Annotated in this window: 26 protein-coding genes and 1 pseudogene; 13 read left to right on the top strand and 14 right to left on the bottom strand. The window is 60.9% G+C overall.

The window, feature by feature from the left end:
* The first annotated feature begins 86 nt into the window (after positions 1 to 86).
* On the top strand, positions 87 to 1085 hold the full coding sequence (locus tag BLT08_RS05160; RefSeq protein ID WP_090303678.1) for an MBL fold metallo-hydrolase: 999 nt from the start codon (positions 87 to 89) through the stop codon (positions 1083 to 1085).
* A gap of 134 nt (positions 1086 to 1219) precedes the next feature.
* A complete protein-coding gene (locus tag BLT08_RS05155) occupies positions 1220 to 2389 on the top strand; it encodes a thiolase family protein (RefSeq protein WP_090303677.1) in 1170 nt (389 codons plus the stop codon).
* A gap of 315 nt (positions 2390 to 2704) precedes the next feature.
* On the opposite strand, the gene BLT08_RS05150 is transcribed toward BLT08_RS05155, so the two are convergent.
* Positions 2705 to 3955 (bottom strand): acyl-CoA dehydrogenase family protein, encoded by a 1251-nt coding sequence (locus BLT08_RS05150; protein ID WP_090303676.1) that lies wholly within the window; start codon positions 3953 to 3955, stop codon positions 2705 to 2707.
* Between the two features lie 201 nt (positions 3956 to 4156).
* Positions 4157 to 5407 (bottom strand): acyl-CoA dehydrogenase family protein, encoded by a 1251-nt coding sequence (locus BLT08_RS05145; protein WP_090303675.1) that lies wholly within the window; start codon positions 5405 to 5407, stop codon positions 4157 to 4159.
* A 272-nt stretch (positions 5408 to 5679) separates the two neighbouring features.
* Here BLT08_RS05145 and BLT08_RS05140 point away from each other — a divergent pair, with 272 nt between their 5' ends.
* The 4 genes from BLT08_RS05140 to BLT08_RS05125 all read left to right on the top strand — a co-directional run bounded on the left by BLT08_RS05140 (position 5680) and on the right by BLT08_RS05125 (position 11028).
* Complete coding sequence (locus BLT08_RS05140) at positions 5680 to 7257, top strand: class I adenylate-forming enzyme family protein (RefSeq protein WP_090303674.1); 1578 nt, start codon at positions 5680 to 5682, stop codon at positions 7255 to 7257.
* A gap of 561 nt (positions 7258 to 7818) precedes the next feature.
* On the top strand, positions 7819 to 8880 hold the full coding sequence (locus tag BLT08_RS05135) for a zinc-dependent alcohol dehydrogenase family protein (protein WP_090303673.1): 1062 nt from the start codon (positions 7819 to 7821) through the stop codon (positions 8878 to 8880).
* Between the two features lie 538 nt (positions 8881 to 9418).
* Complete coding sequence (locus BLT08_RS05130; protein ID WP_090303672.1) at positions 9419 to 10435, top strand: Gfo/Idh/MocA family protein; 1017 nt, start codon at positions 9419 to 9421, stop codon at positions 10433 to 10435.
* Between the two features lie 377 nt (positions 10436 to 10812).
* Complete coding sequence (locus tag BLT08_RS05125) at positions 10813 to 11028, top strand: hypothetical protein (protein ID WP_090303671.1); 216 nt, start codon at positions 10813 to 10815, stop codon at positions 11026 to 11028.
* A gap of 221 nt (positions 11029 to 11249) precedes the next feature.
* On the opposite strand, the gene gvpM is transcribed toward BLT08_RS05125, so the two are convergent.
* The 8 genes from gvpM to BLT08_RS05080 form a co-directional block, all read right to left on the bottom strand.
* Positions 11250 to 11606 (bottom strand): gas vesicle protein GvpM, encoded by a 357-nt coding sequence (gene gvpM, locus BLT08_RS05115; protein WP_090303669.1) that lies wholly within the window; start codon positions 11604 to 11606, stop codon positions 11250 to 11252.
* Positions 11603 to 12565 carry a gas vesicle protein GvpL gene (gene gvpL, locus BLT08_RS05110; protein ID WP_090303668.1) on the bottom strand — a complete coding sequence of 321 codons (963 nt, stop codon included), beginning with the start codon at positions 12563 to 12565 and terminating at the stop codon, positions 11603 to 11605. The genes gvpM and gvpL overlap by 4 nt, the downstream gene beginning before the upstream one ends.
* Entirely contained in the window at positions 12562 to 12906 is a 345-nt protein-coding gene (locus BLT08_RS05105) for a gas vesicle protein K (RefSeq protein WP_090303667.1), read from the bottom strand. Before BLT08_RS05105 ends, gvpL begins: the two co-directional genes overlap by 4 nt.
* Positions 12903 to 13505, bottom strand: a complete 603-nt coding sequence (gene gvpJ, locus BLT08_RS05100; RefSeq protein ID WP_090303666.1) for a gas vesicle protein GvpJ — start codon at positions 13503 to 13505, stop codon at positions 12903 to 12905. Before gvpJ ends, BLT08_RS05105 begins: the two co-directional genes overlap by 4 nt.
* A gap of 92 nt (positions 13506 to 13597) precedes the next feature.
* The gene (locus BLT08_RS05095; RefSeq protein ID WP_090303665.1) at positions 13598 to 14497 is read right to left on the bottom strand and encodes a hypothetical protein; all 900 of its coding nucleotides are present in this window, start codon (positions 14495 to 14497) and stop codon (positions 13598 to 13600) included.
* A complete protein-coding gene (locus BLT08_RS05090) occupies positions 14490 to 15287 on the bottom strand; it encodes an Hsp20/alpha crystallin family protein (RefSeq protein WP_090303664.1) in 798 nt (265 codons plus the stop codon). Before BLT08_RS05090 ends, BLT08_RS05095 begins: the two co-directional genes overlap by 8 nt.
* Positions 15287 to 15541 (bottom strand): gas vesicle protein GvpF, encoded by a 255-nt coding sequence (gene gvpF, locus BLT08_RS05085; protein ID WP_090303663.1) that lies wholly within the window; start codon positions 15539 to 15541, stop codon positions 15287 to 15289. The genes BLT08_RS05090 and gvpF overlap by 1 nt, the downstream gene beginning before the upstream one ends.
* 2 nt (positions 15542 to 15543) lie before the next feature.
* The gene (locus tag BLT08_RS05080; RefSeq protein WP_090303662.1) at positions 15544 to 16167 is read right to left on the bottom strand and encodes a GvpL/GvpF family gas vesicle protein; all 624 of its coding nucleotides are present in this window, start codon (positions 16165 to 16167) and stop codon (positions 15544 to 15546) included.
* 423 nt (positions 16168 to 16590) lie between these two features.
* Here BLT08_RS05080 and gvpA point away from each other — a divergent pair, with 423 nt between their 5' ends.
* From gvpA to gvpO, 3 genes are read left to right on the top strand one after another with little or no spacing between them, the layout of a single operon-like run.
* The gene (gene gvpA, locus BLT08_RS05075) at positions 16591 to 16878 is read left to right on the top strand and encodes a gas vesicle protein GvpA (protein WP_090303661.1); all 288 of its coding nucleotides are present in this window, start codon (positions 16591 to 16593) and stop codon (positions 16876 to 16878) included.
* A 6-nt stretch (positions 16879 to 16884) separates the two neighbouring features.
* Positions 16885 to 17910 carry a gas vesicle protein GvpN gene (gene gvpN, locus BLT08_RS05070; RefSeq protein WP_090303660.1) on the top strand — a complete coding sequence of 342 codons (1026 nt, stop codon included), beginning with the start codon at positions 16885 to 16887 and terminating at the stop codon, positions 17908 to 17910.
* Between the two features lie 56 nt (positions 17911 to 17966).
* Complete coding sequence (gvpO, locus tag BLT08_RS05065; RefSeq protein WP_090303659.1) at positions 17967 to 18539, top strand: gas vesicle protein GvpO, halophile-type; 573 nt, start codon at positions 17967 to 17969, stop codon at positions 18537 to 18539.
* Between the two features lie 328 nt (positions 18540 to 18867).
* On the opposite strand, the gene BLT08_RS05060 is transcribed toward gvpO, so the two are convergent.
* Positions 18868 to 19488 (bottom strand): class I SAM-dependent methyltransferase, encoded by a 621-nt coding sequence (locus BLT08_RS05060; protein WP_090303658.1) that lies wholly within the window; start codon positions 19486 to 19488, stop codon positions 18868 to 18870.
* A gap of 2 nt (positions 19489 to 19490) precedes the next feature.
* On the bottom strand, positions 19491 to 20435 hold the full coding sequence (locus BLT08_RS05055) for an NAD(P)/FAD-dependent oxidoreductase (protein ID WP_090303657.1): 945 nt from the start codon (positions 20433 to 20435) through the stop codon (positions 19491 to 19493).
* Positions 20436 to 20655: 220 nt separating this feature from the next.
* Here BLT08_RS05055 and BLT08_RS05050 point away from each other — a divergent pair, with 220 nt between their 5' ends.
* Together BLT08_RS05050 and BLT08_RS05045 are read left to right on the top strand one after the other, a co-directional pair.
* A complete protein-coding gene (locus BLT08_RS05050; RefSeq protein WP_090303656.1) occupies positions 20656 to 21045 on the top strand; it encodes a helix-turn-helix domain-containing protein in 390 nt (129 codons plus the stop codon).
* Positions 21046 to 21096: 51 nt separating this feature from the next.
* Positions 21097 to 21414: pseudogene (locus tag BLT08_RS05045) on the top strand (transposase); the annotation flags it as partial.
* 394 nt (positions 21415 to 21808) lie between these two features.
* Here BLT08_RS05045 and BLT08_RS05040 read toward each other — a convergent pair.
* Positions 21809 to 23518: a transposase gene (locus BLT08_RS05040; RefSeq protein ID WP_217636370.1), complete on the bottom strand. Its 1710-nt coding sequence runs from the start codon at positions 23516 to 23518 to the stop codon at positions 21809 to 21811.
* Between the two features lie 203 nt (positions 23519 to 23721).
* Between BLT08_RS05040 and BLT08_RS05035 the strand changes: the two genes are divergently transcribed.
* Positions 23722 to 24171 carry a hypothetical protein gene (locus tag BLT08_RS05035; RefSeq protein ID WP_139171270.1) on the top strand — a complete coding sequence of 150 codons (450 nt, stop codon included), beginning with the start codon at positions 23722 to 23724 and terminating at the stop codon, positions 24169 to 24171.
* 62 nt (positions 24172 to 24233) lie between these two features.
* On the opposite strand, the gene BLT08_RS05030 is transcribed toward BLT08_RS05035, so the two are convergent.
* The gene (locus tag BLT08_RS05030) at positions 24234 to 24881 is read right to left on the bottom strand and encodes a 3'-5' exonuclease family protein (RefSeq protein ID WP_090303654.1); all 648 of its coding nucleotides are present in this window, start codon (positions 24879 to 24881) and stop codon (positions 24234 to 24236) included.
* A 144-nt stretch (positions 24882 to 25025) separates the two neighbouring features.
* Between BLT08_RS05030 and BLT08_RS05025 the strand changes: the two genes are divergently transcribed.
* Positions 25026 to 26027 carry a Cdc6/Cdc18 family protein gene (locus BLT08_RS05025; RefSeq protein WP_090303653.1) on the top strand — a complete coding sequence of 334 codons (1002 nt, stop codon included), beginning with the start codon at positions 25026 to 25028 and terminating at the stop codon, positions 26025 to 26027.
* Positions 26028 to 26415: the final 388 nt, after the last annotated feature.

Below are 26415 nucleotides of genomic sequence, written 5' to 3'. Positions count from 1 at the left end.
GACGAGCCGACCGGAAACGGTCACGGAACCGTGTACGGCTTGCCGGGTCGCAAAACGTATCAGCGGTGGCGTCCGTATGGGAGTTCGTGTCACGGACGAACCGGCCGGACGCGGCGGACGACCGGTCACGCGTTCACCGCCTCGAGTTCACCGTCGACTGGCCCCCGGGCCACGCGGCGGCGTATCTCCTCGACGGTGACGAACCGATCCTGATCGACGCCGGAATGGCCGGCGAGCAGGGCCGAGCGGAGCTGATCGACGGGCTCGACAGCCACGGATACGTCCCGGAAGACGTCGACCATCTGCTGCTCACCCACTCGCATACGGACCACGTCGGGCAGATCGAAACGCTGTGCGAGGCCGGCGATCCGACCGTTCACGCGCCGACGCGAATTCGGGAGCGCTTCGCGCGGGATCTCGAGACCGTCGAAGCCGCGACGAGGCGGAATCTGGCCGAGGCGGGGGTCGACCCGGCGTACATCGACTCCGCGGTCGACCGGCTGGTCGAGGCCCACGAATCGAATCGCGACGCCCTGGCGCTCGAGGCGGTCGACGTCTGGGTCGACGACGACGAGCCGATACGCGTCGGGGAACGGGAGTTCGACCCCATCTACACGCCGGGCCACCACGTCACCCACCACTGTTACGGGACGACGCTCGGCGACGAACGGGTCGTCTTCGCCGGCGACATGGCCGTCGAGCCGTTCCGCGCGGCGGCGATCCACGTCAACTTCGACGACGGCGTCCGCGACGGGATCGACGCCTTCATCGACGCGCTCGAGCGACTGCAACGCTACGACTTCGACCGCGTCTATCCCGGCCACGGCCCGATCCACGAGAGCTATCACGAGACCCTCGAGCGCTCGGTCGCGGACCTCGAGGACCGGATCGACGGCTGCGCCGACGCCCTCGCGGGCCGCGACGGGACCACCACCGCGACGGACCTCGCAGACGAGTTGACCGACAGTTTCAGCGAACGGGCGCGGGTGCTTCCCGAACTCGTCGGCGCGCTCGAGGTACTCGAGCGCGAAGGGACGGTTCGATCGCGGCTCGAGGACGGAGTTCGGTACTACGATTCGGCGTAAGTCAAGCGGGCCGACAGTGGATCGACCGTACCTCGCCGGACGGAGTACGTCGATCGTGCCTCGCCGGACGGAGCCGTTTCGGTCCCGACCGGACAGAACCATTTTCAGGCTCGCCGTGGTAGTCGATCTATACCATGCACGAGGCAGTCATCGTCGACGCGGTTCGAACGCCCTTCGGCAAGCGAGACGGCTCGTTCCGCGACACGCATCCGCAGGATCTGGCGGCGAAACCGCTCGAGGCGGTTCGAGCGCGCAACGACTTCGAGCCCGAGACGATCGAGGACGTGATCTACGGCTGCGTGACGCCGATCGACGAGCAGGGGCTCAACATCGGACGGCTCGCGCCGATGGTCGCCGGCTGGGGCGACGTCGTTCCCGGCGTGCAGCTCAACCGAATGTGCGGCTCCGGACAGCAGGCGCTCAACTTCGCCGCGGCGAACGTCATGGCCGGCCAGCACGACGTGCTGATCGCCGGCGGCGTCGAGCACATGACTCGCGTCCCGATGGGGTCCGACGGGGCCGACGGCGTGGACGGCAAGAGCGCCGTCACGGACACCTACTTCGAGCACTTCGACGAGCTGACCCACCAGGGCGAGGGCGCTGAACGGATCGCCGAAGAGTACGGCTTCTCCCGCGAGGAGCTCGACGAGATCGCGGTCGACTCCCAACGACGGTGGGGCGAGGCCTGGGAAGCGGGTCGGTACGACGGCCAGATCGTTCCCGTCGAGACCGAGTTGGACGGCGAGTCGATCACCGTCGAGCAGGACGAACACCCGCGGCCGGAGACCGACCTCGAGACGCTGTCGAACCTCCCGCTTTCGTTCCGCGAGGAGGGCAACGGCCGGCATCATCCGGGCAACGCCTCGGGCATCGTCGACGGCTCGTCGGCCCTGCTGGTCGCCAGCGAGGAAGCCGCCGAGGAACACGGCTGGGAGCCGATGGCCCGAATTGTCCAGACCGAGGTCGTCGGCGTCGATCCCGTCACGATGCTTACGGGCCCGATTCCGGCGACGGAGCAGGTGCTCGAGCAAACCGACCTCGAACTCGAGGACATCGATCTCTTCGAGGTCAACGAGGCGTTCGCTGCGGTCGTCGCCGCCTGGCTCGAGGAGACCGGCGTCTCCTGGGAAAACGTGAACGTCAACGGCGGAGCAATCGCCCACGGCCACCCGCTGGGGGCGACCGGCGCGATGCTCATGACGAAACTGGCGCACGAACTCGAGCGTACCGGGCAGGACCGTGCGCTCTCGACGATGTGTATCGGCTTCGGGCAGGGCATCGCGACGATTATCGAACGGGTGTAGTCGTCTTCTGACGGTTCCGGAACCGGAACTCAGATCGTGTTCACCGGTTTTCGACGTGGACTCAAGCGGTGTACTCGAGACCGTCTGGACGGAGGACTAACACGCTGCTACCGTGGCAACGATGAGGGGCCACTCCCTCCCCAGCCGATTCGCTCGCTCCCACTGGTCGCTCGCTCATCCCTCGCGCAGTGACATCGGCCGACCTCACGTTCGTTCGGTCGGCCGACAGCGCGCGCCACCGTACGCCTGTCGATCGAGTAGCGACGATGGATGACGGTCCGTTGAAAAACGTCGGTGACGATACGGACGCTGCTGTTACTCGTCCAGTTCGTCGATACGTAGATTCTCGTCGAACTGCAGCGAGTTCTCGATCTCGGCCTCGTCGACGTCCTCGAAGGCCCAGCGGGCGATCGAGCGGCGGTGGACCTCGTCGGCCCCGTCGACGATACGGAACCGGCGGACGGCTTCGTAGAAGTACGCGATCGGGAGGTCCTTGCCGATGCCGTTGCCGCCACAACACTGCAGCGCGAGGTCGATCGTCTCGTTGGTGACGTTCGCCGCGAACATCTTCGACATCGCGACCTCGATACGCGCGTCGCTGCGGTCGAGTTCGCGCGCGGCGTGGCGAACCATACAGCGGGCGGCATGGAGTCGCGTTTCGGCGTCGGCGATCCGATGGCGGAGCGCCTGTTTTTCCTCGAGCGTCGTCCCGAACGCTTCGCGCTCTTGCAGGTAGGCCTTCGCAACCTCGAGCGAACGCTCGGCCATCCCGGAGTAGCGCATGCAGTGGGTGAGTCGGCCGCCGCCGAGGCGCATCTGGGCGATCTGGAACCCTTCGTTCTCCTCGCCGATGGTGTTCTCGACGGGGACGCGAACGTTGTCGAACTTCACCTCGGCGTGGCCGCCCGAGCGCTCGGTGATGCCGTGCCCACCGAGGTGCGGGACGTTACGGACGACTTCGACGCCGTCGGCCTCGGAGGGAACCATGATGATCGACGTTCCCGAGTAGGGGTGGGCGTCGAGATCCGTCCGAACCATCGTCAGATAGTAGTCCGCGTCCAGCCCGTCGGACGTCCACCACTTGTGGGCGTTGATAACCCACTCGTCGCCGTCTTTGACGGCGGTGCTCTGGAGCATCTTGGGGTCCGAGCCGCCGCCCTGTTTCGGCTCAGTCATCGCGAACGCCGTCTGAATCTCACCCTGGACGAGCGGTCGAAGCCACTCCTCTTTCTGTGCTTCGGTGCCGACCATCTCCAAGGTGTGCATGTTCCCTTCTTGTGGCGCGTTCGCGCGGATGGCGAGTGCACCGATGAGCGAGCGGCCGACCTGTTCGAACGACGGCAGCATGTCGCTGAAGTCCAATCCTTGCCCGCCGTACTCCTCGGGGACCTGCGGTGCGAACAGGTCGCGTTCCTTGGCCATCTCCCACAGCTCGTGGATCTCGTCCATCGTGATCTGCTCGCCCGTGGCGAGAGCCTCGCGCTCGCGCGGGATGACGATGTCGTCCATGAACGCCTCTACCCGCCCGGCAACCTCTTTCGCTTTCTCCGAGTCGTGATATTCCATATCATCCACAACCGAACACAGCAATGTAAATACATAGGTGTTCGTTCGCATTAGTTGGAAAGTGTTTACCGGTATCGACTCCCCGAAAGCGTCTATACTCGCGCGAAGACGAGACGTCGGTCCGTTGAGCGAGCACGTGACAGAGTTCGCTCCCGAAACGGCCGTCAGAAGCGTGAAAAATCAGGTCTTACGGTCGAGAGCCTACTCGTCGAGTGCGTCGATGCGCAGGTCCTCGTCGAACTGCAGCGCGTTCTCGACCTCGGCTTCGTCGACGTCCTCGAAGGCCCAGCGGGCGATCGATCGGCGGTGGACCTCGTCGGCCCCGTCGACGATTCGGAACGCGCGGACGTTCTCGTAGAAGTGCGCGATCGGGAGGTCTTTGCCGATGCCGTTGCCCCCCAGACATTGGAGTGCGAGATCGATCGTCTCGTTCGTGACGTTTGCGGTGAACATCTTCGACATCGCGACCTCGATGCGCGCGTCGCTGCGGTCGAGTTCGCGCGCAGCGTGGCGAACCATACAGCGGGCGGCGTGCAGGCGCGTTTCGGCGTCGGCAATCCGGTGTCGGAGCGCCTGTTTCTCCTCGAGCGTCGTGCCGAAAGCCTCGCGTTCGGCGAGATAGGCTTTCGCAATCTCGAGCGAGCGCTCGGCCATCCCGGAGTAGCGCATACAGTGGGTGAGTCGCCCGCCGCCGAGTCGCATCTGGGCGATCTGGAACCCTTCGTTCTCCTCACCGACCGTGTTCTCGACGGGGACGCGGACGTTGTTGAACTTCACCTCGGCGTGGCCGCCCGTTCGTTCGGTGATGCCGTGCCCACCGACGTGAGGGATGTTCCGGACGACTTCGACGCCGTCTGCGTCGGACGGAACGAGGATGATCGACGTCCCCGAGTAGGGGTGGGCGTCGAGGTCGGTCCGAACCATCGCCAGATAGTAGTCGGCGTCCAGTCCGTCCGATGTCCACCACTTGTGGGCGTTGATGACCCACTCGTCGCCGTCTTTGACGGCGGTGCTCTGGAGCATTTTGGGGTCCGAGCCGCCGCCCTGTTTCGGCTCGGTCATCGCGAACCCGGTCGTGATCTCACCCTGGACGAGCGGTCGGAGGATCTCCTCTTTCTGCTGCTCGGAGCCGACCATCTCTAAGGTGTGCATGTTCCCCTCCTGGGGCGCGTTCGCGCGGATGGCGAGTGCACCGATGAGCGAGCGTCCGACCTGTTCGAACGACGGCAGCATGTCGCTGAAGTCGAGTCCCTGCCCGCCGTACTCCTCGGGAACCTGGGGCGCGAACAGATCGCGCTCTTTCGCCTGCTCCCAGAAGTCGTGGATCTCGTCCATCGTGATCTGCTCGCCCGTGGCGAGAGCTTCGCGCTCGCGCGGGATGACGACGTCGTCCATGAACGCCTCTACCCGCCCGGCGACCTCCGTCGCTTTCTCGGAGTCGTGGTACTCCATACCAGGGAATAGACATACAACATTGTAAATGTACAACAAAGCGGTCAGATACAACGTTGCAAACCGAACTCTCTCGAGGCGATGAGAGTCGACAGACCGGGAGCCTCGGACGAACCGAGAAGCGGCGTGTACTCGAGTTCGTGATCGGCGATTCCTGACCCACAACTCTCGAGGCGGCCGGTTCCAGCGATAGTGGACCGAGCATCGGCCCGTCGGTCTCGAGACCGATCACTCGGGATACGCTTTAGTACCACACAGTGTTATGTGAGAACATGGATCTGGAAGACGTTCGCGAGGAGGCGAGAGCGGGGAATGCGGCTCGATTGCACGACGAAACCGCGCGCCACCACGGGTCGGCGACGGCCATCGAATATCACGGAACGCAACTGACACACGAGGAGCTTCGCGCGGAGAGCGCGCAGTTCGCCGGGGGGCTGGCCGACCTCGGAATCGAGCCCGGCGACGTGATGCTCCAGTATCTCCCGAACTGTCCGCCGTACCTGATCGGTGCGCTCGGGGCGTTCAAAGCTGGCGTCGCCGTCTCGCCCGTCAATCCGCAGTACCGGCGGCGAGAACTAGCCTATCAGCTGGAGGACACGCAGGCGACGGCGGTCCTGACCCACGCGGCGCTGTTACCGTACCTGCAGGAGGCGCTCGAGGAGATCGACTGGGACCCCGTCGTGATCGGCGTCGGAAGCACGGAGGAGGGCGTCGAGATGTTCTCCGACGTTCGCGGCGAGGAGACGTTCGTCGAGCGCGCGGACGACGATCTGGCGCTCCTACCGTACACCTCGGGGACGACGGGCAAGCCGAAGGGCGTCCGGCTCACCCACCGGAACTTCCGCGCGCAGATGTTCTCGGTGCTCTCCCAACCGAGCGAGCTCGACGACGAGGACGTCCGCAGCCTCGTCTGGCTCCCGCTGTACCACATCACCGGCTTTACGCACACCGCGTGGCAGCCCCTGCTCCGCGGCGGCAGTATCTTCCTCCGGAGTGCGGCGAACTGGGACGCCGACGCGGCGATGGCACTCATCGAGGAGGCGGGGATCACCCACTACGTCGGCGTCACCGCGATGTACGTCGACATGGTCAACAGCGACGAGTTCGGCGACTACGATCTGACCTGCCTCGAGTCCGCGGGCGAGGGCGGCGCGAAGATGTCCGTCGCGGTCCAACAGGAGTTCGAGGAGGTCGCCGGCGTCGAGATGACCGAGGGGTACGGGCTCACCGAAACCCACGGCGCGACCCACACCCAGGGGAGTTCGACGTTCGGCCTGCGCCACGGGACGATCGGCCAGCCGACCCGACAGACCGACTGCAAGATCGTCGATAGCTCCGGCGAGGAAGTTCCGGCGGGCGAGGAGGGGGAACTCGTCGTCCGCGGACCGCAGGTGATGGACGGCTATCACAACATGCCCGACGCGACCGACCGGGCCTTTACGGAACACGGCTACTTCCGGACCGGTGACATCGCCCGCCGGGACGCAGAGAACTACTACGAGATCGTCGATCGGAAAAAGCACATGATCAACACGGCCGGCTACAACGTCTATCCTAGCGAACTCGAGGAACTCCTCTCGGAACACGACGCTGTCGCCGAGGGCGCCGTCGTCGGCATTCCGGACGACCGACGCAACGAGGTACCGAAGGCGTTCGTCGTTCCCGCACCCGATATCGAAGCCGGAGTGGACGTCACCGAGGAGGACATCAAGGACTACTTCCTCGAGCGTGTCGCCGCCTACAAACACCCACGGGAGGTCGAGTTCATCGACGAACTTCCGCGGACGACCAGCGGCAAGATCCAGAAGTTCAAACTCGAGGATCGCGACGGCGAGGCGGCGGACGAGTGAGCGGCGTTCGATACGCCTGAATCTATCAGGTCCTCTGCTCGAGCTTGAAGTGATATATTTTCGATTATTAGCCACAATAGTCAGATAATTAATCACTCAGTCCGGGAAGCGATCGGTCGAACATATTCAACTAGATGTGCCCTTTGGTCGCTCTCAGCAGGGTATTCTCCAAGTAAACCGAGATACCTCTCGAGAATCCCAAACGCACAGCCCAATAGCCAATTTCGAGCGAATGGGCCATATACCGGCTCAATTGAGTGCCTTTGCTACTGACGAGGTGAGAATAAACAGATAACAATCATATTAATAAATAGTATTCTCCTAAAATTTCATATTCCCAAGCAGACAGCTACTGAACCCAACGCAGTACAACCGATGATCGAACTGAGTAGCTCCTATCGGCCGTTCGCGATTCGTGTATCACGAGTGGCAAACGATCTCGGTCCGAAAAACGGAAGTTGCGTTTATAACTGTTTCAGACGCTCGAGCACCGGATTATCGCAGCCGACCGTCGAATCACATGTCGCACACTTTTGTACTATCAGGAAGAACCATGAACGTATGCGAGCAGCCGTAATCCAGGAGCACGGAGAACCGCTCGAGATCGAAGACGTGTCGTATCCGGAGCCAGCCCCGGATCAGGTCGTCGTCGAGACCGAAGCCTGTGGCGTCTGCCGCAGTGACTGGCACGCCTGGCAGGGCGACTGGAGCTGGATCGGCGCGGGCGTCCCGGAGGGGCAGATTCTCGGTCACGAACCCGCCGGAATCATCTCCGAAGTCGGTGAGGACGTCGAGACGCTCGAGGCGGGCGACCGGGTCGCCGTTCCGTTCCACCTCGGCGACGGAACCTGTCCACACTGTCGTGAGGGGCGAGCGAACAACTGCGAAACGGTCCTGCCGCTCGGTCTCTCTGAGTACTCCCAGGGCGCGTTCGCCGAGGCCTTTGCGGTCCGCGAAGCCGACTTCAACTGCGTCAAACTGCCCGAGGAAGTCGACTTCACCGAGATGGCCGGGCTCGGCTGCCGGTTCATGACAGCCTACCACGCGTTAGCCGACCGAGCCGACCTTCGGCCCGGCGACTGGGTCGCTGTCCACGGCTGCGGCGGCGTCGGTCTCTCGGCGATCCACATCGCACAGGCGCTGGGCGCCCATCCGATCGCCGTCGACGTACTCGACTCCAAACTCGAGCGCGCCGAGGAACTCGGCGCCATCGAAACGGTCAACGGGGCCGACGTCGACAGCGCGCCACAGGAGATCAAGAAACTGACCGGTGGCGGCGCCGACGTCTCGATCGACGCGCTCGGTATCGCGGAAACCTGCCAGAACTCGGTCAACAGCCTCGGAACGCGGGGCAGCCACGTTCAAGTCGGCCTGACGACCGGCGAGGAACAGGGCCAGATCGACCTGCCCGTCGACGTCATGACGATGCAGGAGATCGACTTCCACGGCTCCTTCGGCATGCCGTTGGTCCGCTACGAGGAGCTGTTCCGACTGATCGCGAAGGGGACCCTCGAGCCGGGCAAGATCATCGGCGAAACCCTAAGTCTCGACGAACTCCCGGGGACGTTGGCCTCGATGGACGACTACGAGACGGTCGGCATTCCCGTCGTCACAGAGTTCTGAGGCGACGCGGCGCCGACAGTTTTCGAACGCGAATCCGTTTTTGCGTCGCTCGAGAGTGCGTCGGAGTAGCGTTCGGATCGAGTCCCGACTCGCCTTGACAGGGTTCGCAACCGCGGTTCGGCGGCGAGTCAGGGTCGAAAACCCGGGCGGGGGCGGGAGCCCGCCCCGGCGTGAGAGACATGAGCTAACTCGAAGCGGGGGCGAGTCCACGTTCGAGCGATCCGGGCACGAACACGCAATCGACTGGGTAGCGCGTCGTCTGTTGGAGCGTGTACCCGGCGGGGGCTTGCGTCCCCGCAACCAGTACATTGCAAGTCCGACCCATTGTTATGCAGCCACTTGCGCGATGGTGGCAGGGGCAAAACCTCGACAGGCGGCGGATACCGTCGTACAACGTCTCCCTTCGACGTGGTTGGCGCTGCCTTCGGCCGCGGGTGGCCGAGCGGCCGCCACGTCTGATCGCCGAACCTCGCCCGAATCACGGATGCTTGCCTGTGACGACCCCCAAACGATGGTACTGTAGCCCATCCGCTGGGCCATGCGCGACGATCAGGCTTCCGCCTCGCTTCGAATCGGTATCGTCGGACTCGGATACATCGGCACGACCGTCGGCGGACAGCTTCATCGACACCCGCACGCAACCGTCCGAGCCCTCTGTGACCTCGATTCGGCCCGGCTCGAAGAGACGGGAACCGAGTTCGGCGTCCCGACCGACGGACGGTACACCGACTACGCGACGATGCTCGAGGACGAGCCACTTGACGCCGTGCTCGTCGGTACGCCCCACACCCTCCACTACGAGCAGGTCGCCGCCGCACTCGAACACGACTACCACGTCTACTGCGACAAACCGCTCGCGACCGACCTCGAGCACGCTCGCGACCTCACCGAGCGCGCCGAACGGGGCGAGCAGACGCTGATGGTCGGCTACCAGCGCCATCTCCAGACGGCGTTTCGAACCGCGAGAGAGCGGTTTCTCGACGGCTCGCCGAACTGGCTGACGGCCTCCATTACGCAGGACTGGATCGACGACTCGATGGGAACGTGGCGGCTCGACCCCGACCTCTCCGGCGGCGGCTTCCTCTACGACACCGGCAGCCACGTCCTCGATGGCGTGCTCTGGACGACCGGTCTCGAGCCCGAATCCGTCGCCGCAAGTATGACGTTTCACGACGAGGCGGAACGGATCGACGAACGCGCGCATCTCGACGTTCGGTTCGAGAACGGGGCGACCGGGACCTTCTCGTTCAACGGCGACGCTCCGTCGGTCCGCGAACACATCCACTGCTGGGACGACGAGGGAGCGGTCTACCTCGAGGGCCGCCAGTGGGGCTCGCGAACGGTCACGGAGATCGATTCCGACGCGGGCGAGTACGACCCCTACATCGACTTTCGGACCGAACAGAACCGCGCCGAGGCCTTCCTCGAGAGCGTTCGGACGGGCGAGGAGCCGCCGGCCACGGCTCGAGACGCACTCCGGGTGACAGCACTCACGGAGGCGGCCTACGAAGCGGCGCGAACCGGCGATCGAGTGTCGGTCTCGCTCGAGAATTGAGGACGACATCGCGACGGTAGCAGCGGGTGACGTCGTCGCCGAACGGTGGCGGTCGGGCGCCCCGTAGCCGCGACTGATTCGTCCCAGAGAGGGTGTGGAAACGGCCACGAGAAGTGTCCGAATAACGCGATAAACTGTCAGATCGAACGGAGTTTACCGGCAGCTAATTCAGTTTCGAAAACCCAAGTCTATCCCGGCGCAGTCGTGCGGTTATGTGCTGTTTACTCTCCCATGTGACGGCGTCGCGAGAACGGAATCGGTTGGCACAGGTGCCGGCGGCCGGTCCGTCGACGACCGCCGGGTAAGAAACGCATAGCAGGTCGCGGCTTTCCGTTACAAGCCGGATAACTACAACTGGTCCTCGCTTTCGGTCGAGTATGATCACCTGCAGTAACTGCGAGACCGCCCAATTCCTGCAGATCACGCAGAGCCGCGTCTACTTCGAAGACGGCGAAATGATCAACGAGATCTCCGAAACCTACGAGTGTACGCTCTGCGGGGCGACCGGACAGTACATCTACGACGAGGACCACGACGAGGAAACCGTCACCGGCGACGTCGAACTCACGACGGAGCGACCGAAGTTCGCCTGACAGCGCGACGGACTGGTGCGGTCTCGTTCGACGGACAGCCGCCCGATTCGTGCGGTCGAACGTCTCGTTCTGTGTTCGCGTGTCGACGATCGGAGTCAGCGACTCGAGTCGCGAGCACCGGGAGGATCGAATACGAGACTGGACGGTCGGTCGTATTCGTCGCGTGTGTCACTCTCGGTTCGTCCGTCGACAGCATACGCCGAATCGGATCCGTTCGGCGATCAGTCCCGATCCTGCTCGTCGTCGACCGTAATCTCGTCGAGACCCTCGAACTCACGGCTTCGCTCTCGGTCTCGTTCCTGTTCCCGTTCTTCCAGCCGTCGGGTGCGCTTCTCTTGCTGACCGGCCTGTCTGTGCTGTCGACGAGTGACGGCCGTCTGTCGGCGTTCGATATCCCACTGTTCGAACAGGCCGTACTCGTTCATCGTCTCCATGCCCGCGAGGGCGGCCGTCAGCTTGAGCCCGACGAGCGGAATCTCCGCGACCGAGATGACGACGTCCGCACGGAGGACGGCTCCATCCCTGAGCAGGACGTCGAGGACGTCGACGAGGGTCTCTTCGTTCTTTTGCGGTCTCATGATCGGGGCTGGTCGGCCGACTCGGAGTCACCACCCAGTTCCGGCGCGAACGTGTACGGCGGCCACGGACCCGTGAACCTGACCTCGATGCCGTCGTTCGCGGCCACGTCGTCGAGCACCGATCCGACGGCTCCCTCGTCGTCCTCGTGGGCGAGCAGGGTGAGTCGGCAGAGCGTCTCGCCGTCGCTCGCGTCCCCCGCGACCTCGTCGGAGAGGGAGGCGCTCGGCGACCGCTCGAGTTGGTGTACCTCTCTCGCGTGCTCGTCGAGTCGCGCCTGCAGGTCGCCCGTAATCGACTCGCGGCGGGCCGCCCGCAGCTCCGTGAGCCGCTGGTCGAACTTCTTCTCGAGGAGGAACGCCGTCCCCTCCCCGGAGTCACCGATCTTGGCGTCGAGTTCGGCCAGCCGCTCGTCCCGATCGATCAGCGCCTCGTCGCTGATGGGGTCGGTTTCGACGACCTCGACGCGGTACTCCCAGTGGTCCGCCAATCCCGAAAGCGCGCGCTCGAGCGTGTCGGACTCCTCGCGCAGCCACTCTCGGACGCCCTCGTCGTCGTCCCGGAGGATCGTGTCGAACTGGAACGGGATCGGCGTCCCGAAGGCTTCGCCGGCCTCGTCGACCACCGTCTGGTGGCGGACGAGCCAGCGTCTTACCTGCGTGAGGTTCCCCGAGTCGTAGATGCCGTCGCAGGCGTGGACGACCGCGCCGATGCCGTCCTCGACGACGACCGAGACGGGTTCGCCGTCGACGCCGGTCGTCTCGAACGCATCGACCTCGTCGTCATCGTCGACTCGCACGATGCAGTAGAGGTATCGCCCGTCGTCGAAATCGGGAATGACGTCGTCGTCGACGGCCGTCTCGACGTCGTCCGAATCGCCGCTTTCGAGAGCGTCGAAGCTATCGACGCCGTCGACGTCCTCGAGTTCCTCGAGCCGATCTGAGGCGCGGTCGGAGCTCACTGTTCGTCACCCCCGAACACGGAGTAGCCGGGTTTGTTCGCGACGGTGTGATCGCCGTGGAGCTGTTCGATGGCATCGTTGACCAGCCCGTCCAGGTCGCCGCGGAGGTCGTCGACGCCCTCTTCGATCCCCTCGTCGTCTTTGAGCTGTTCGATCTCGGCCTCGATCGACGCGAGTTGCTGTCCGAGCCGTTCGATCTCCTCGTCGGAGAGGTTCCCCGACTCCATGCGCCGAACCGCTTCGCGCTCTAAGGCGTCGATCAGGATCTCGACGACCGTGATGACGAGCGTGACCAGCCCCTGGCGTGCGTCCTCACCGTCGCCGACGTCGATCTGTTTCATGCGTCCTCGGCCTCCGCGTCCGCCGTTTCGGTGTCTTCGGTTTCTTCGCCCTCGGCATCGGTGCTCTCACTGGCTCCTTCGTCGGCGTTGTCACCGGACTCCGCGTCGTCACTGAGCAGATCGAACCCGCCGCTCGTCGGCCGCTCCGGGTCCGGCCGCGCGCCGACGTGTTCGGTTCCGCGGTCGGGTTGCTCGTCGCTCTCGTCGTTCTCGCTCCCGTCGCTCGAGTCCTCGGCTTCGCGGTCGTCCGCGTCGTCTGCAAACTCATCGCGCGTCTCGTCCGCGTAGCGCTCGTCCGGCGTGACGTTGACGCCGCGGGTCGGATCGATCGGCGGCTTCGGTCGGTCCATCTCCGCGAGTTCGGGTTCGTCGACCGCCGCGGCGACCCGGCGCATGTCGGTTCCCTCGGGGAACTCGAGCCCGTACTTCGCCGCGGTCTCGAACGAAGCGATGGCGGCTCTGACCTGCACGCCGAGCAGTTGGGTGTCGCCGATCGAAACGGCGATGTCCGCGTTGATGACGATCCCCTTGTCGAGCAGCATCTCGACGACCTCGGCGAGGTCGGCCTTCTGTCGACTCGGCTGGAAGTCGTCAACCATCGCACTCACCTCCACAGCCGGTCGATTCCGCGTTCGCGTTCGAATCGGTCGTCTGGCTCACCCCGCGTCGTCCGGTCGTGCGCTGTGGTAGATCACTCATTGTTAGCTCTCCGCTGTTTTTCCCGCTCGATCTCGAATCGGCGGCCGTAGATCCGCTTTCGCGTCGGTGCCGTCGAGAGTTTGACCTGCTGTGGTACCGTCGAGTAGCGAGCGCCGCCACCGAGATCGCGCCGGTCGGTCGGAATCGTCGCCGCCGCGGTCGGGTTCCGCGAGTTGGTGCTCGTATCCTGCCGACGCATCTTCTCGCGGTTCATCTCGTACAGCTCCTCGAACTTCTCGTGGGTTTCGAGCAGCGCCGAGCGGAAGGCGTCGATTCCCTTCATCGCCTGCTCCTGGATTGCGATCTGGTAGGCCTCGGGATCCTCCGCGACGTCGATATCGCCGAGCGCCTCCTTCGCGTCGCCAGCGTCCATCTCGATCACGTCCTCGTCGTCGCTTCCGATCAAGTCGCCGTCCTCACCGTCGGTAACGTCCGAGATCGCGTCTTCGACCATCCCTGCGTCGTCGCCGTCTCCGAGCTCGTCGACCGCGTCCTGGAGTTCGCGTTTCTCCTGCCACAGATCGGAGAGATCGGTGGCGTCCCAGGCGTTGAGCAGGTCGATCGCCCGAAACAGCTGCGTGAAGTTGACGAGGTCGCTCGCGCCCTGCTCGTCGTCCGCAACTATTTCTGGGATCTCTCCCACTTCGATCGCCTCGAGCAGTTCGTCGCCGTCGACGGCGTCTGGAAGATCGGTGAGATCGATCGCCTCGAGCAGATCTTCGGTCTCTTTCACGACGGTTACGAGCGTCTCGACGTCTCCGATCACCGACTCGAGCGCACTGTCGTCGAGTTCGTCGATATTCTCGACGCCGCCGAGCAGTTCGTCGACGTTGCCGAGGGCGTCTTCCGCCTCGTCGAGGAGGGCATCGAAGCCGTCGGTCTCGTCACTCATCACCGTCCCCTCCCTCGGTCTCCGTACTCGCCGCTTCGTCGGTCGCCGGCTCGATCAGGACGGTGAGGACGCCATTTTTGATCGTTGCCTTCGATGTTCGATCCCGCCAAGGGACGTCGACCCGGTCGAGTTCGCTCCCCGAGACGGCGACCACGAGCGTCGAGTCGTCGAAGCCGACGGTGACGTCGTCCGGATCGGTGCCAGCTACGTCGGCGGTGACGAGCAGTTCGTCGTCGTGCCGGCGGGTCGTCAGGTGCCCCTCCGAGGAGGACGACCGACGACGCCGTTTTCGGGCCCGACCCGTATCGGAATCGGCGTGTCGATTCCGGTCGTCGGATCCCGCATCGGTGAACGATGTCCGCTCGAACCCCGACTCGTCGGTGAGGTCGTCACCCGAACGAACCGAGATATCGTAATCGAGGATCGTTCGGTCGGTCCGGCGGCGGCCCGACGTCGAGCCGCTGTCGAGTGACTCGAGAGCGGACAACAGGCTCGAGAGCCAGTGTGTTCCCCCGTCGTTCGCTTCGTGATCGTCGGATTCCGGGCCGGCATCCGTTCCGGACACCGAGACGCCGATTCGCGAGTCGTCCGATTCTCCCTCGCTCGGCCCCTGGTCGGATGTGGGCCCATCAGCCGTGGACTCGTCGCTCGAGGGTGAGTCGTCGATCGGGACGTCCGTCGAGTCGTCCACAGAGTCGTCGTTAGCGGGACTCGCGTCGTCGACGGTATCGTCGTACTCGTCGCTCGATTCGTCGCGTCGGTCGTCCGGATCGGAGTCCTCTTCTGTCATTACGATTTTACCTCCACGCGGCCGCTCGCGAGTCGTTCGTGGACGTCGCGGGCGATCTCGATCTCCGCTTCGATCTCTTCCTTTCGACGCTGGTACTCCTCCTCGGAGCGTTCGCCGAGTTCGTACAGCAACTGGTTCTCCTTGAGTTCGTCCTCGAGGCCCTCGATATCGTACAACTCGCTGAGCGCCATCGTGTGCAGCGTGTCGACGATGCCGACGAACGGTCGAATCAGGAGGTCGTCGAGGATGAACATGGTTACTGTTGGGCGCCGATCTTGACGTCGACGAAGCTGTACGGCGCGAACGGCCCCGTGTACCGGAACATGAGGTCGTCGTACTGTTCTTCGAGTTCGGCGACGGCGTCGTCGAACGCCTCGCGGTCCTCGCGCTCGACGAGATACGAGCGGTTGAGCACGAGCCGATCGCTGAACAGGTCGTTCGGGACCGACTGGGCGGCGATGGACTCGAGTTTGTCCGCGACGGCTTCCTCGACCGCGTCGTCGTCGACCTCGGCGTCCTCTTCGCGGACGATCTTGACCCCGAGTTCGATCCGACCCTCGACGTCGTTCAGTGCGCGCCGAAACGCCGGTCTGGCGCCGCGAAGAACGTTCTTCAGCGCTCGATCGCTCTCGAAGGCCATCCCGAACTGCATCGGGACGATCGCGCGGCCGCCGTCGCGCTCCATGATCTCCCGGAGCACGTCGTCGTGTCGCTGGGCGTCCTCGTCGGTCTCCTCCGGACTGGTCGTGTCGATATCGGAGACGACAGCGTTGAGACGACGGTGCGAGACCGTGTACACGCGGTCAGCCCCACCGACGGCGTCGGTCTCGAACTCGACGGGATCGTCGTTCATCACACCGTAGACGTACCGGTTGGTCATCGCTCGATCACCTGCGTGTCGGCGTTCGACACCCGACGGCTGTCGCTCGATACTCGTGCCCGCAGGCGCGGGCGTAATTCGTCGCCGGTCTCGAGACGGATCGATCGGAATATCATGGGAACGGAATTCGACTACTCGCCGCGAGCCCGAACACAGCACCAGTCGGACGCGAACGGACGTCACCCGCGGGTAGCCGAGGAACTCGTCACCTGAAATTCGACGCTCCGACGGGTTATCGTGGTGCTTGCAGTTGCAGCCGACGACCGAGACGAGAACGCAGCAGGCGCGAACGTCGTTCCATCCGAGTCGGTGTCGGATCCGGTATCGGAGGATTTCGGCCGTTTTGTCCGAGAATTCAGTGAACTGGCTTGCAGTCGCAGTGCAAGCCGTGTTACGAAGTCGGCGTGAACCTGTGACCGTATCATGGCAGCATCATCAGGCCGAAGACCCGACTCTTCGAGTCTCGCAGAGGTACTGGACCGTATCCTCGACAAGGGCGTCGTCATCGACGTCTGGGCTCGCGTTTCGGTCGTCGGAATCGAACTGCTGACGATCGAGGCCCGCGTCGTGGTCGCCTCCGTCGACACCTTCCTGCACTACGCGGAGGAGATCGCAAAAATTGAGCAAGCGACGGCAGAGGGCGACCTCGAAGATCTGGAGGAACTCGAGGTCGAACCGCGACCGGAATCGTCACCACAGTCCGCCGAATAACACTCCATGGCCGACGATTCTTCGCGCAAGCGCAAGGTCAGAGGACGAAAGATCGCGAGCAGCCGCTCGAGCAAGGAGGGACGGCGCGCAAAAAAGGAACTCGCTCGAAAATCCTCGAGCGTGGGCAAAAAGAACGGCGACAGCCCGCTTTCCGACCCCGAGGAGGTCGCGCCCGAGCCGTTCGTCGAGACGGACGCCGTCGCCTCGCTACGAGGCAGAATCAACGGCTGGCTCCAGGCGGATCAGCCGGTCCACCTGATCGGCCCGACGGGCTGTGGGAAGACGGCGCTTGCGCTGTCAGCTGCCGCCGAACGCGGACGGCCGGTCGTCTGGATCAACGGTGACGAATCCGTCGACACGGCCGCGCTCGTCGGCGCGAACGCCGGCGGAGAGAGCTACAAGGAGAGCGACCAGTTCGTCAGCGGCGTCAGCAAACAGACGGAGATAGTCCGGGAGCGGTGGGTCGATAATCCACTCTCGGTGGCCGTCCGAGAGGGCGCGACGCTCGTCTACAACGAGTTCTCCCGTAGCGATCCCTCCGCCCACAACGTCTTGCTCTCGGTGCTCGAGGAGGGCGTCCTCGAGCGACCGGGAAAGAAGGGGTCGGATCGATCGATCGACGTCCACCCCGAGTTCCGGATGATCCTGACCTCGAACGACGTCGAGTACGCAGGCGTCCACCGCCAACAGGACGCGCTGCTCGATCGGTTCGTCGGCGTCCACATCGACTACTACGACGCGGAGACCGAACGCGAGATCGTCAACTCACACGTCGACCTCTCCGAGGAAGACGTCGAGACGATCGTCGAGACGACGCGAGCGCTGCGCGACGAACTCGATGTCGTCGTCGGCACGCGAGCGGCGATCACAGCCGCGAAGGGGCTCACGGTGTTCGACAGCGGCAGCGAGAACGGCGAGTTCAAAGACGAGTTGCTGACGGAGGTCTTCATGGACGTGCTGGCGCCGAAGATCGCCGGCGAAGGCCCGGACGACGTCGAACAGCTCCGGTCGCAGATCGCCGAAGCGCTCTGACCGATCGACGGCCCCGACACCAGACGCGAAACCGAGAATAGGTTCACCACACGCCAATGGCCGAAGCCGACACCCACCAATCGACGGACCAGTGTAAGGCGCTCACCGAGGACGGCGAGCGCTGTTCACGGCCGGCCCGAGACGACGGGTTTTGCTACCAACACGACGAGAGTGATCAAACTGTGAGCGACAGTCAGACAGCCGAGGCAGAGCAGGACGAACAGGACGAGCAAGAACAGGACGCAGAGAGCGATGAGGGATCCGAGCAGGAGGCCGAGAGTCAAGAGTTAGGGACGGTCGACATGACCGCCGACGAGAAAACCGATCCCGATGACGTCGACGCCGACGTCGAAACCGACCACGACGAAATCGCCGGCGTCCTCGCGGTTCGACGCACCGTCGAATCGACGGCGGGCGAACTCATCGGCAGAGAGTTCGATGCGGTCAGCGAGATCGCGCCAACCGACGACGGCTGGCGCGCGGTCGTCGAAGTCGTCGAACGGCGGGCCGTCCCCGACACGCAGGACATCGTCGGACGCTACGAAATCGAACTCAACGAAGACGCGACCGTCCACGGCTACCGTCGCCTCGACCGGTATCGTCGCGGCGATACGGCGACGTTCGAGTAACGATCGTCCGTTCACCGAGACGGTTCTGCACGCCTGTCTGTGGCCATCATGGCCGCTCGAGCCGTGGGTATCGCTCGAGTCGTGTCCGATCCGTCGGTATTTTTTGGCGGAGTCGCGTTCCACAATCTCGGCGGATGGTTTTGATGCGTATTTTCCTTGTAGATTGGATAAACTAGATTCGGCCGGTGAGCTTGCTCGCGTACGTGCCTATACGATCAACCAGCGAGGGCATTTGGTGCGGCCCAGACAGTCGTACCAGGACTAGCTCCGACCGTTCATAGAACATCCTATTTCTCGGGTATCCACGCTGTGGAGAGCGTATCCATCTCTAATCGCCACCGACCCGTTCGGCGACAAGAACACCCACTTGGTCATGCACACGCTCGAGTGCAGTAACCGCGAATCCGCCGTCAGTGAGTGCGTCCACGAGCATTCCGACGGTCGCCCCATCCACCCCGTGGCCGAATAGCGGTTCTTCAGGGTCGGGCGAGCCGAAGAACATCGCGTCACCGAGGACGAATCGACGCGGGCCGAGGTCGGCGATGGCCTCGATAGCCTCGCGTTTCTCCTCATCGGGGAGGTGGTGCAGGGCGAAGTTCGAGACCACGATGTCTACCTCACCGTCGTACTGCGGGTCACGGAACTGGCCAAAGCCGAACTCCACGTTCTCGATACCCCTATCGGCGGCCTTCGACCGCGCCTGCTCTATCATTCCGTCACTGATGTCACGACCGACGACGTGGCCGGCGTTTCCGGCCAGCGCGAGTGCAATGAGGCCTGTCCCCGTTCCGAGGTCGAGGACGACGTCCTCGGGCCCAGGGTTGGCGTGCTCGACGACGAGCGAGGCGCACGCATTGTAGATTGTCTTCTGTTCACTACCGTGTTTGTCGTCGTACTGGTGAGCTATCTGCGAGAAGCGATCGGCAAGATCCTGAAGGCGCTTATCCATTATTACCACCTCCCTTCGAAGTCTTCCGTTGATAGTTCCATGTTGACGGTCGTGCCGACTGCGTATCCATCGGAGACGGCGGACGGTATAGAGGGAGGGGACCCACTAGAGGCGTCGCCTGCAACGAAGAGACCCTCGATCGACGTGAACCCAAACCCACGCTGAGATTGCGTTGCGTCGACGAGTCCAGCCTGGTTGACCTGAAGGTCGAGTTGTTCAGCCAGTTCGCTGTGCTGCCTCATCGGTGGGACATAGAACAAGGCGTGACGAGCTACGTCGCGGCCATCCGCGAGTGTAACGCTTTCAAGTTCACCATCGGAACCGTTGAGGGCGGTAATCGGTTCGTCCTCGATTTTAATTCCGCGCTCGCCGAACAGCGACCGCAATTCTTCGTCGAAGACGTCCTGTCCATCGGCGAATACGATGAGATCCTCACTCAGGTTGTAGATGAGCTTCGCGTACTCGACCATGTGTTGATTCGTGACGATTACGCCGAGGGGTTCATCACGGACTTCGTAGCCGTGACAGTAGGGACAGTGATACACGCCACTTCCCCAGAACTCTTCAAAACCGTCGGTATCTGGAAGATTGTCTCTGACACCAGTCGCGAGTACGATCTTCCGACTTGTGACGGTCTCGCCGGAATCCAGGGTACTAGTGAATCCGTTGTTGTCTCTACTGACATCCGTTACTTTCGTATCTCGGAACTCACCACCGTATTTCAGAACTTCCTCACGACCGAGTTGACGGAGTTCCTCCGGTGAAATACCGTCTCTCGACAGGTATCCGTGGGCTTCAGCTGCGGGACCATTACGTGGTTCGCCGTTGTCACAGACCAAGACGCTACGGAGCGAGCGCCCTAACTGGAGGGCTGCACTCAAGCCCGCAGGCCCGCCCCCGATAATGAGAACGTCGTATTCCAACTCACTGCCATCAGTTGTTTGCATACCTAATGCAATGAGGAGTGTGCTGATAAGGCTATTGCTGTCGAGGGCGACCCTCGTTAAATAGGATATATTGGACTAATTTGCCCTGTATGGCCCGTATCAGTCGATGAATTTGTTTGGTTTCCTCTCCGCAGAACTGCTTCACATCGATTTCGAATTCGCTCCTAAGTGCATACCAAATGCAAACTTTATGTGGTCGCAGCACTAAGAGCTGATAACAATGCCAGACGCCGTACAAAATCAACTCCGGGATGAACGAGAGTGTGAGGGTCTTCTTGACTGTATGTTCGGACTGAATGAGCTCGACAGAGCCGTATTTCGACTGTTAGCGGAATCTTCTGAGCCGCTTACCGTGGATTACATTGCGAAGTTTATTGGGAAAGAGCGGACGACTGCCTACCGTTCAGTCAAACGACTCGAAGAAGCAGGGGTTGCTGTAGAAGAGCAAGAAAGTTGTCCAAAGGGAGGCTATCACCACGTGTATAGAGTCTCTGACCCTGACGAGATCGCGAATGAGCTCCAACGAATGCTCAATCAGTGGTACGCTGAGACTGGTCAACTCATTCAGGAGTTCCGGGATACGTATGTCAAGGACCATTCTTCTGAATAGAACAATAGCCTCCCCCCTTAATATTAGATGATAGAAAACTGATAGAAGAGCGAGGGCACAACGGTCTTTGCGACGAACCTCTCAGCCGGTCCCAAGGAAGCTGAGACGTTCTGTCGTCGATACAGTCGTCGCTGGCAGATCGAGAACGAGTACAAGAGCATCAAGAACGACTTTTTAGCGAAGACATCTTCCAAGGATTACCGCGTACGGCTATTCTACTTCGTGTTCGCGGTGTTACTGCACAACATCTGGTGGCTCACCGATTTCTTGTAGAAGGCTGGTGTCGACGGCAAGATGAACTACGCGCCGACTCTGACGGCGGGTGAATGTGTCGAGTTGGTCTGTGCAGCACTAATCTCGCCGGAATAACGCTCAACGCCGACTCGGGCCACTCATCGTGAGTGGCGACACTCTGAGAGACGCAGAATTTTGGGCCGTATCTACGTACTCGATATGATCTGGCGAGGAGAACGGTTGAGTCCTCACCATAGCAGCCCCGTCGGACTACGATCAGTCCGTAACCCACGCGAAAATAGCCTCCCCTCCGAAACTCTGTGCGTTCCAGAAGTTCGGAGTTTGGCCGATTGACAAACGAAAACGAGGGTAATTCGACCTTCTCTGCTTCAGAGAGAACAGTTCGTGAACTGGTTCAACTCTCGCTACCCGCCCACCATCAGAATCATGCCACAAACGGACGAAAACAATCTATCGTAGCGAAAGTTGTCACTCAGGGTTAAGCTCACTAGAGGAGTATATAACGCCGCTATCCAATCCCGTCAGGGCCGAGACAAAGCAAGAGAATCTCCGTTATTTCCCCAGCAGGGACTGGTGGCGACTCTCCGTGATGCACGTCTACCCACGACCGCAACAGGAGGTTTGTCAATCGCCACACGTTGTACATTAGGACGCCAGCGACGAAGTAGAACAGGCGCACTCGATAATCCGTTGATGCCGTCGTTGGCAGAAAGTGTTTCTTGATGGATTTGTACTCGTTCTCAATCATCCAACGGTCCCGATACTGGGCGGTCAGACCCTGTATTCGGTCGGGCGGTACATCAGCGTTCGTGGTGAAAATAGCATAGCTTCCAGTCTCCTCTCGTGATGGAACGTACATGAAGTCCACTCCGTGGGTCCGCCCATCAACAGTTAATAGCACGTCGTTCACCACACCAACATCAGCGTCTGGATGCGTCTTTACCTTCTCAATGTTTTCGAGGTCTTGGTCTGCCTGCGCGGGCTTCGGAATGAGATAGGTCAGCCCGTTACGGTCAATCACATCTCGAACAGTGTGGGTACTGAACTCGCGGTCAGCCATGACCTTGTGAATATCCACGTACTCTTGGGCCTTCGCTAAGAGGCGCTCCACGACTGCTGCTTTCTTGATACTCTCAGCTGTATCGGATTCCCAATCTGAATTCTCTTTCACGGGCTCGATTGCCAGTACAATCGGCGTATTCTTGCCTATCACCGTGAGTGTCGCAAACTTGTATCCGCGTGCGTGCTCGTCTTTGAGTCCGCTCACCATCTCTGGATAATCCTCTTTGGGGATTTCGAGGTCGCGGTTCTTCCACGGTGACGGGTAGAACACCCAGGGAGTCACGTCGATGGCAACGTTCACTGGCTCACGCAGCGCGTCTCCGAAGTCTGTTCCCTCGATGAGGTTCTCGATAGCCGCATCGAACGGGTCGAGCAGCGTTTTCCGAATCCGTTTCCAATTCTTAGGGGTCGTTGCGTCACTGAACTCTGACAGACTGGTCTGTGGGTCGGGAGCGCCCAGTTTCTTGATTGTCCGCGTATGTGTATCACCGTGCGGCGTTTCACCTCGCCAACTGAAGCGAGCGGACCGACGTTTCATTTTCCGTTTCCCGCTCGCAGTCATCGAGAGGTATCCCTGGAGTTCCCAAAAGACTTCGTCCTCGTATTTCGCGTTTGGAGCGCGTTCGGTGACGAATTCCGTGAACACACGGTCACGTGCAACCCGAACAGCCCGCAGGATTTCCGCTTCGGTAAGTCCTTTCTCTCCCATCTCGTTGGGGTCGATTGTCGGTCCTTCATCTGGAGCACTTACAAGGTCATGGTCAGCCGCAATCTCGCGGATTTTCTCTGCTGCTGTTTTGAGCGCTTGCCGCCCACGGCGTGACAATCGATTTCGCACGTTATGGGAGATAGTCTGCTGACGTGGGGCTCCATTCAATCCGAAGCGGACTTGGAGAAACGGCCAGTGTTCGAGCCGTTGCTGCGTTTCAGCTTGACTAAAGCCAGAAGCCTCCATGTATAGCAGGACTCGTAGCATCGGCTCGAACTCGTACCGAGACGTAGTGAACGGGTCTTTAAAGCCATCCTCGGGTAATTCGAGGTCAGCGATGACACGAGTGATATGGTCGTGGATACGACAGAGGTCTTCTGCCTGGGTAACGAGGTCGTCGGCGACCTCGGACAGGGAATCTGATGAGCCAGTATCAGAGCCGTTCATTCTGTAGGATGATTTAGTATGATTTTGACTAAATTATCGGCGTGCTGCTTCCGCTTTTCCGATATACTGAGTCACGGTAAGCGGGTTAATAGGAACTCTGCGTAGACTTGGCTCTATACCATATCCAGGTCAGGGCAATATTTTGGTCTAAAACAGACCGAAGTCAAGATGTTATAATTCTTCATGGAGAAATGCTGAACGAGATGGAACGCCCTATTGACGAGTTTCTCTCCAAAACAGGAGCTATCGAGTTGTTGTGCGAAATTGACCTTGACGGGTCACGGTTTGAAGATTTGAATGACGACCTCCCAGTTAGCCGCCAGACTCTTGCAGTTCGTCTACGTGAAGCGAGCGAAGCCTCCCTAATTGAGCAGGAAACCATTCAGGGGGAGCGAGGGACAAGTCACAAGCACGTATTATCTGAGAAAGGAATACTTCTCCGAATGCAGCTGATAAAACCAGAAGGAGTCGCAAAATATCATCAGTATAATGACTCTAGGCAGCAATGGGACGAGAAGAAAGAAGAGATACGCGAAATAGCCTCTGAAGCAACGGTTGAAAGTCCCAATTCCCGATATACGGATGGGGTAAAAGCACTGAGATGCTTTGCGCAAAGCTTGGAAAATGGCGAGAAAGGTGATGATGGTGACTGAGTGCGTTCGATGTTTCGAGAACACGCTGAAGGAATTCTGATTTCAGCAACTTCTAATTCATATCAGAGATTAGGCGGCTCTAAATTCTTCATCTTGAAGTCTGATTTCGGGATGTAGCGCCCAGCGAGGACGGCCAACTCACGCGTGCGCTGGATGTCCGCAAGGTTATGCAGTAATAGGGGCACCCAGTCCTCGTTCTTGAACGCGTCCACCGCAGCCCCACTATCAGCAAATGGGTCACAATAGTCGTTTCCGATAAGCACCTCGTAAACTCCTTCCAAGTCGGACGCGTCACCCGTATCGAAGCGGTCCATCATCGTCATTGTGTCAGCGTACGCAACGTCGGGGAACGGCCAATCAACGTTGTGACGGACACAAGCGGTGCGCAGAAATGGTAAGTCGAACCCGCCTTTCCAGACCTCGCCGTTAAACGCGGTCAGGTAGTGGCGGTCACCATCAACACGCTCGGCTGCGCAATCAGCAAGAGCGGTGAGTAGTGCTCGTTCATCGTCAACGACGGTTACGTGGACAGTTGACCCAGTTTGGTCTTCAAGGACCGTTTCGAGACGATTCGCATCGGCATGTCGCCCGCTGGTGTTCAGCACGAGCCATGCGCCCAGGTCAAAGGCGAGTCCACCGACCGTGATGACAGAACCAGGTTCCAATCCTGAGGTTTCGATGTCGAACGCGAGTGGGGTGAGGTCGCCCATATCGACGTTATTGGTTGACCGCTTCGTAAGTTCGGGCGTGTGATTTCCAGAATTCCAATACAGCCCAGCAATGGCCGAACGGATTTCGGAAAAGTGGAAATCACACGCTTCCACTTATGTTATCGAATAGCATATCACGGACCTATGATACGGGATGCTCGTGTGCTCCAGCCCGAGTTCGTTCCCAGAGACATCGTCCACCGCACCCAAGAAGTCAACACGCTTTCCAACGCCCTAGAGCCCGTGATGGAAGGGAATGCAGGCGAGACCGCGTTTCTCTATGGTCCGTCGGGGACAGGGAAGACCTGCATCGCTCAATTCGTGGCCGAGCGACTCCGTGAGAACGTCATCGACATCAACTACCAGTACGTGAACTGCTGGGAGGACTACTCTCGATTCAAAACCCTATACCGCATTCTGGAGGGGATTGACCGCACGCTGGACATCCACCGCCAGTCCACTCCGAAAGACGAACTCCTCGAACGGCTTCACGCGCATGAGGGGGCACCGTATGTTATCATTCTCGATGAGGTGGACCAGCTGGAGGACAAGAGCGTCCTGTACGAACTGTACCGCACGCGGGGGCTAACGATGGTGCTCATTGCTAACCAGGAGACGGAACTGTTCGCCTCTCTGAACGAGCGCCTGACGAGTCGCCTGCGAACAGCCATCCGCATCGACTTCGACCGCTACAGCGTCGAGGAACTCGTGGCGATTCTGGAGGACCGCGTTCGCTGGGGTCTCCGAGAAGATACAGTGACAGACGGGCAGTTAGAGCTGATTGCGGACGCTGCGGCGGGCGACGCCCGAGTCGGCATCGAAGTGCTGCGCGTGGCGGCGCGGCGAGCGACTCAGCAAGGATTGGATACCATTTCTGATGAGGTCATCGAGACCTCGGTATCGGAAGCGAAATCGGAAATCCGCCAGCGGAACGTCGAGAAACTCATCGAAGAGCAGCGCATCCTCTACGAGATTATTACAGAGGAGCAGGAGATTGCGCCAAGTGACCTATACGAGCAGTACCGAGAGCGGGCTGAAGAACCGAAAAGCGACCGAATGGTACGGAATTACCTACAGAAGATGCAGCGATATAATCTTATCAAAGCGACTGGAGAGAATCGCGGTCGAACCTATGTTGCACTATGATTCCTACGTTAACGTAGTTGGCATCCCTATTTCTTTATCCAGTGAGGGTCGTGAAACTCGAATTCAGTATAGAAGATTCATGTATCACTTGACAAGCAGACTTTATCGACAAAAGATAGATATAGTAGCAACAGCGCATGTTATGTATGGATGATGAACACTCTTCGATGCTTTCTGCACATCTTCGTGCAATCCGCTCTGCAATAGTCGGCTTGGCACTTGCAGTACTCGCAGCCGCGTATATTATTAGCAGCACTCCATCTGACACGGATTTCTACCTATTTCTCCTTAGTCTTGTCATGATTGTGTATTCATTCGTACCACCGCTTGTCTATATGTGGCGAAACCCGTAACGCTTAGTAAGCAGACGTAGCAATTCCACCTTTCG

This window comes from Natronorubrum texcoconense, from assembly GCF_900100335.1.
Taxonomy (GTDB): Archaea; Halobacteriota; Halobacteria; order Halobacteriales; family Natrialbaceae; genus Natronorubrum; species Natronorubrum texcoconense.
This window is presented reverse-complemented; position numbering and strand designations above follow the sequence as displayed.

What these genes read in the sequence shown, in the direction of transcription:
- gvpN (WP_090303660.1), top strand. Translation starts at nt 16,885, where the DNA reads ATGGCCGACGATTCTTCGCGCAAGCGCAAGGTCAGAGGACGAAAGATC.
- BLT08_RS05090 (WP_090303664.1), bottom strand. Translation starts at nt 15,287, where the DNA reads ATGACAGAAGAGGACTCCGATCCGGACGACCGACGCGACGAATCGAGC.
- BLT08_RS05140 (WP_090303674.1), top strand. Translation starts at nt 5,680, where the DNA reads ATGGATCTGGAAGACGTTCGCGAGGAGGCGAGAGCGGGGAATGCGGCT.
- gvpF (WP_090303663.1), bottom strand. Translation starts at nt 15,541, where the DNA reads ATGTTCATCCTCGACGACCTCCTGATTCGACCGTTCGTCGGCATCGTC.
- BLT08_RS05155 (WP_090303677.1), top strand. Translation starts at nt 1,220, where the DNA reads ATGCACGAGGCAGTCATCGTCGACGCGGTTCGAACGCCCTTCGGCAAG.
- BLT08_RS05135 (WP_090303673.1), top strand. Translation starts at nt 7,819, where the DNA reads ATGCGAGCAGCCGTAATCCAGGAGCACGGAGAACCGCTCGAGATCGAA.
- BLT08_RS05050 (WP_090303656.1), top strand. Translation starts at nt 20,656, where the DNA reads ATGCCAGACGCCGTACAAAATCAACTCCGGGATGAACGAGAGTGTGAG.
- gvpA (WP_090303661.1), top strand. Translation starts at nt 16,591, where the DNA reads ATGGCAGCATCATCAGGCCGAAGACCCGACTCTTCGAGTCTCGCAGAG.
- BLT08_RS05060 (WP_090303658.1), bottom strand. Translation starts at nt 19,488, where the DNA reads ATGGATAAGCGCCTTCAGGATCTTGCCGATCGCTTCTCGCAGATAGCT.
- BLT08_RS05055 (WP_090303657.1), bottom strand. Translation starts at nt 20,435, where the DNA reads ATGCAAACAACTGATGGCAGTGAGTTGGAATACGACGTTCTCATTATC.
- BLT08_RS05105 (WP_090303667.1), bottom strand. Translation starts at nt 12,906, where the DNA reads ATGAAACAGATCGACGTCGGCGACGGTGAGGACGCACGCCAGGGGCTG.
- BLT08_RS05035 (WP_139171270.1), top strand. Translation starts at nt 23,722, where the DNA reads ATGGAACGCCCTATTGACGAGTTTCTCTCCAAAACAGGAGCTATCGAG.
- BLT08_RS05145 (WP_090303675.1), bottom strand. Translation starts at nt 5,407, where the DNA reads ATGGAGTACCACGACTCCGAGAAAGCGACGGAGGTCGCCGGGCGGGTA.
- BLT08_RS05095 (WP_090303665.1), bottom strand. Translation starts at nt 14,497, where the DNA reads ATGAGTGACGAGACCGACGGCTTCGATGCCCTCCTCGACGAGGCGGAA.
- BLT08_RS05025 (WP_090303653.1), top strand. Translation starts at nt 25,026, where the DNA reads ATGATACGGGATGCTCGTGTGCTCCAGCCCGAGTTCGTTCCCAGAGAC.
- gvpJ (WP_090303666.1), bottom strand. Translation starts at nt 13,505, where the DNA reads ATGGTTGACGACTTCCAGCCGAGTCGACAGAAGGCCGACCTCGCCGAG.
- BLT08_RS05125 (WP_090303671.1), top strand. Translation starts at nt 10,813, where the DNA reads ATGATCACCTGCAGTAACTGCGAGACCGCCCAATTCCTGCAGATCACG.
- BLT08_RS05040 (WP_217636370.1), bottom strand. Translation starts at nt 23,518, where the DNA reads ATGAACGGCTCTGATACTGGCTCATCAGATTCCCTGTCCGAGGTCGCC.
- BLT08_RS05030 (WP_090303654.1), bottom strand. Translation starts at nt 24,881, where the DNA reads ATGGGCGACCTCACCCCACTCGCGTTCGACATCGAAACCTCAGGATTG.
- BLT08_RS05080 (WP_090303662.1), bottom strand. Translation starts at nt 16,167, where the DNA reads ATGACCAACCGGTACGTCTACGGTGTGATGAACGACGATCCCGTCGAG.
- gvpM (WP_090303669.1), bottom strand. Translation starts at nt 11,606, where the DNA reads ATGAGACCGCAAAAGAACGAAGAGACCCTCGTCGACGTCCTCGACGTC.
- BLT08_RS05130 (WP_090303672.1), top strand. Translation starts at nt 9,419, where the DNA reads ATGCGCGACGATCAGGCTTCCGCCTCGCTTCGAATCGGTATCGTCGGA.
- BLT08_RS05150 (WP_090303676.1), bottom strand. Translation starts at nt 3,955, where the DNA reads ATGGAATATCACGACTCGGAGAAAGCGAAAGAGGTTGCCGGGCGGGTA.
- gvpO (WP_090303659.1), top strand. Translation starts at nt 17,967, where the DNA reads ATGGCCGAAGCCGACACCCACCAATCGACGGACCAGTGTAAGGCGCTC.